At 52.7% G+C, this 3,759-nt stretch carries 5 protein-coding genes and 1 pseudogene; 1 reads left to right on the top strand and 5 read right to left on the bottom strand.

Annotated features, from left to right (window positions below):
* The 3 genes from GA0061070_RS24030 to GA0061070_RS24020 form a co-directional block, all read right to left on the bottom strand.
* A partial coding sequence (locus GA0061070_RS24030) for a baseplate J/gp47 family protein (protein WP_090139023.1) occupies window positions 1-1,055 on the bottom strand: 1,055 nt, incomplete at its 3' end.
* Entirely contained in the window at window positions 1,056-1,409 is a 354-nt protein-coding gene (locus tag GA0061070_RS24025) for a contractile injection system sheath initiator (RefSeq protein WP_090139022.1), read from the bottom strand.
* Window positions 1,409-2,164 (bottom strand): Gp138 family membrane-puncturing spike protein, encoded by a 756-nt coding sequence (locus tag GA0061070_RS24020; RefSeq protein ID WP_090139021.1) that lies wholly within the window; start codon window positions 2,162-2,164, stop codon window positions 1,409-1,411. The genes GA0061070_RS24025 and GA0061070_RS24020 overlap by 1 nt, the downstream gene beginning before the upstream one ends.
* Before the next feature lie 222 nt (window positions 2,165-2,386).
* On the opposite strand from GA0061070_RS24020, the gene GA0061070_RS24010 reads away from it, so the two are divergent.
* Window positions 2,387-2,743 carry a hypothetical protein gene (locus GA0061070_RS24010; RefSeq protein ID WP_139109837.1) on the top strand — a complete coding sequence of 119 codons (357 nt, stop codon included), beginning with the start codon at window positions 2,387-2,389 and terminating at the stop codon, window positions 2,741-2,743.
* Here the strand turns inward: GA0061070_RS24010 and GA0061070_RS24005 are convergent.
* Complete coding sequence (locus tag GA0061070_RS24005) at window positions 2,740-3,075, bottom strand: hypothetical protein (protein WP_090139017.1); 336 nt, start codon at window positions 3,073-3,075, stop codon at window positions 2,740-2,742. The two genes, GA0061070_RS24010 and GA0061070_RS24005, sit on opposite strands and share 4 nt — an antisense overlap.
* Window positions 3,076-3,081: 6 nt before the next feature.
* A pseudogene (locus GA0061070_RS24000) lies at window positions 3,082-3,759 on the bottom strand (hypothetical protein); the annotation flags it as partial.

Raw genomic sequence — 3,759 nt, 5'->3', positions numbered from 1 at the left:
TTTCCACCACTGACCACACCGAGGTTTGCCGGGGAGTAAATGCGGCTCAGCAGTACGCTGTCACCGATTCTCAGGCTGTTGATATAGTCAGCAACCGCCTGCTTAATATCCTCTCCAATTTGTGAGGTATAACCAGTGAACACCCGTAACGTAATGGCGACATACACAGGCACATCAACAGGACGTGAAAAGCTGATGTTATGCGGGTTGCCATAGGTGTCGGTTACCTGAAGCGTGCTCTTGCCATACGTTGCCACGCCCTGGCCTTTCTTTCCCCGGAGGGTCTGCGCGATCGTCGTGGCGTCGCCACCATCGACAATGGCAGAAATGGAGTGTGCCGGCAGACCGTTCGCATCCACTGAGCCGGTATCGTTTTCATACAGCTTGTGACGCGTCACGCCGGAAATGTTCGCCAGCGCACCATCCACAGCATCAAACGGCGTAAGCGACGGCAGCGCCACACTCTGCGCCTGCCGGATACGCAATTCTGTGTCGGTTTCCGCTGCGGTACCGACAGTGGCGGCGGAAGGGTTAGTGACTGACGTCCACCCGCGCGTCGGCGTGTTGATGGTGGTAACCGTTCCAGGCAACGCAGCGATGGCACCTGGCGTGTTGCATGTGGCTGTGACTGGATTTCCGTCAATCGTTGCAGTAGATGGCAGGTTCCAGATTATGCCGTTGTCATCACGAACAGAGCCGTTTGTAATTGTCGTGCCAGTGGTACCGATAAGAACCAGATCAACGACAGAGCGGGTTTCACCTTTGCGCGCGATACCATTGATTTTGACATTGCGCGTCAGCGCGTCAGTAAGCGCGGTCGAGGGGGAATAGCTGTTATAGACAGCGATCGCCGTATTGTTCGCATCGTGGATAGCCAGCGCCACCAGCGCCACCATCTGGCCGTCTTTGCTGTCCGGTTCAAGATAAGAATCCGTGCCATAAATCTGCTGAAAATACCCAGTGACAGTATCGAGTATCGTCTGATAATCGGGCGCGGTGATCCCCTGGGCGGTTACCGTTGCCGATAAGCCCAGCGTGTCGAGGTTCAAAGCCATTTATGCCTCGCTGGTGACTGTCGTCGTTCCGTAGATGGTGTTGACGGTCGCGGTGAATGAAACGCGCCGGGTCGATGTGTCAACGGTGATGTTAAAGTCAGAAATGGAATCGACCCCAGCCGTATCGAGGATGCGCTGGCGGATCGCCATGTTATAAATTTCGGGCTTCTGCTTGCCGAGCACCGACTGAATCCACGGCGTGCCCGCGGTCGTATCGAGGAACCACTGACCGTACCAGAGCAGGAACCGGGTTTTGATGGCCTGCGCCACCGCTTCAGGCGAATTAATCAGCCAGGTATCATCACCCCGGCCAAAGGTATAATCGCCGTTGGCGTCTTCGCGTCTGTATCGCATTAATTAGGCCCATCCGTATTAGAACCGCCTCTCTGCACACCACTATGTGTATGTGTCATCAGGCTCTTACCACTAGCGGTAACATCGTTTGTCACGGTGACCGGGCCGTGCATTGTTGCACTGCCGCCGCTGGCACCCATGCCCTGCAACAGGTTGCCGTTGATAGTCACATTGCCGTTGAGCACTATTTCAGGAGCTGTGATTTCCGCGCCGCCGTCGGCGTTCGCCGTCAGCTTGCCGGGAGTTTTGACGGTGATGTTATGCCCTGCGGCCACTTCCACGAACGCGGCGCCATCGTCGGTGCGCAACTGCGCCGCGCTGGTGCTGATGCCACTAATTTTCTTCACCTGCGACATTGGCCCAAGGAACGCTATCGCATCGCCGATGTGGTGCTGGCGCGGGTGCACCGGCTCCTGCTCGCCGCCGGACTGCCACCAGAAATCAATACAGCGGTCGTTAAAAATCAGCTCGCATTCATCGCCAGGCTTAACCGGAAAAGTGAGTGTGACTCCACCGCCGCGCGGGAATGAAACAGGCACATCGACGAGCTGCGGCATTGAGATCGAAACCTGATTGCCGTTGGCGTCTGGTTCATAGCCTTTGATTGCTGGTTGAACAACAGCGGTCACAGCCTCGGCATCGAACGAAACTACCGTACCGGGCAGCGCTACGCGGATTCCTGCGCTGATCGCCTCCTGAATAGCAAGCATGAATTGCTGATCGCCGCTGATTTGCGACGAGAGAGGAATGGGCATGGGGTAAACTCCGGGCAATAAAAAACCCGCTTGATGGCGGGTTACTGATCAAATGTCAGGATTTTAAAAATCGGGTTTTGGTGCTAAATCTTTTTTGCCAACTCAAGAATATCGCAATCTTCGAGTACGATTTTCGCTTCTCTACTGAATACGAGCGCTAGCAAAGTTCCGCTTAGCATCCAAATTGCATGCAGCCTTTTACGGACGGAGCCACCCAAAGTAATGACTAAATCTGTTTTCATTTTAAACCTCTCTAAGGAAGCATTTTCCGAACTCAGGCCATACATAGAGGAAGCCATTTCGGCAGATTGCAGAACAATCATGACTAAAGCTCGTACGGGAGATTCTGTCAATACGGTTTCAGTCATTACAGCCTATCTATTTGAGTTACTGCAAAATAAAGAAGTCTGTTACACAATGGCTGCAATATTCGCCGCCTGGGTCAGATCAAAAAACAACAAAAGCATAACCATCAAAAAGGACGGTTACACGATAGAAGCAAAAAATCTTAATGAAAAACAGCTATATAAAATATTCAGTGAAACCAAAACAGAATTAAAAATCGAAGAAAAAGATTAATTAACCTTCTTACAATCATACGTGCCATACACACGCGGCGCATTCATATTGGCCTGCACCAACTGGACGTTGAGGATTGCTTTACCGTCCCGGCCAACGAAATCCATCCCGTACCATTTTCCTGCTGCATTCGTAGGCACCATCCACTGAATTTTTACATTATTAAAGTCATCCTTCTGCTTTAAGAAGTTAACTTTTTGTGTTTCTGGCTTAGCGCCATTAATTCTGGCAAAACCATCTTCAGCCCAATGAACAGTGAAAGGCCCGCACTGAGAATCGGCAAATACCTGAGCAGAAAGCAAAGCAAGGAGCGAAAACAGAAGACGGCTCATAAACCCTCAGTAATTTGTTCGCTGTATAGCAGACTGGCTAATCATATCAGCCGCCCCGCGCGCCAGACACATCATATCCATGTACCATGGCTGGCCCCGCGTCTCGCCAGTATAGTCAATCGCCTTGACGATATAAACACCATCTGCCGCAATGCTGGCCGGGTTTTGCAGCGTGCCATTACCTGCTGCGGTAAGGTTGCCGTTAACGTTCTGCTCGGTCACGCGCCCCGGCGCGCTGGCAACTTCATTATTGCCCAGCGCAGTACGGTAAATCGATGTCTGGTCGATCTGCACCAGCCCGTTAATTTTGATGTTCGGGTTTATCAGACAGCGAACGTTTACCCCGCCGCCCATTGTCTGCTGCGGCATGCCGATCAGCCCGGTATCCGAATTCAGCACGATCGCTTCCTGCACGTACTTATCCGACGGCACGACATGCACCTTACCATCGACCATCTGCCACGTTCCGCCGCACATCTTTGCGATGTCGTCCATAATGTCGCGGTTTGAGTGATAGAGCGGCAGCCCGCGCGAAAATACCGTGGTCGGCATATCGCCAATGACGCCCGGCGTCACGCCGTAAGGGTTAAATCCCTTCATCGTCAGGTCAAGCAGGTCTTTCGTCGTGTACCCGGCGGCCAGCGTGGTTTTTGTGCTGGCGAACAGGAACGCGTTGTAATCGCT

Source organism: Kosakonia oryziphila (assembly GCF_900094795.1).
Taxonomy (GTDB): Bacteria; Pseudomonadota; Gammaproteobacteria; order Enterobacterales; family Enterobacteriaceae; genus Kosakonia; species Kosakonia oryziphila.
This window is presented reverse-complemented; position numbering and strand designations above follow the sequence as displayed.

Coding starts and splice junctions, on each gene's coding strand:
- GA0061070_RS24025 (WP_090139022.1), bottom strand. CDS start 1,409: ATGCGATACAGACGCGAAGACGCCAACGGCGATTATACCTTTGGCCGG.
- GA0061070_RS24020 (WP_090139021.1), bottom strand. CDS start 2,164: ATGCCCATTCCTCTCTCGTCGCAAATCAGCGGCGATCAGCAATTCATG.
- GA0061070_RS24010 (WP_139109837.1), top strand. CDS start 2,387: ATGACTAAATCTGTTTTCATTTTAAACCTCTCTAAGGAAGCATTTTCC.
- GA0061070_RS24005 (WP_090139017.1), bottom strand. CDS start 3,075: ATGAGCCGTCTTCTGTTTTCGCTCCTTGCTTTGCTTTCTGCTCAGGTA.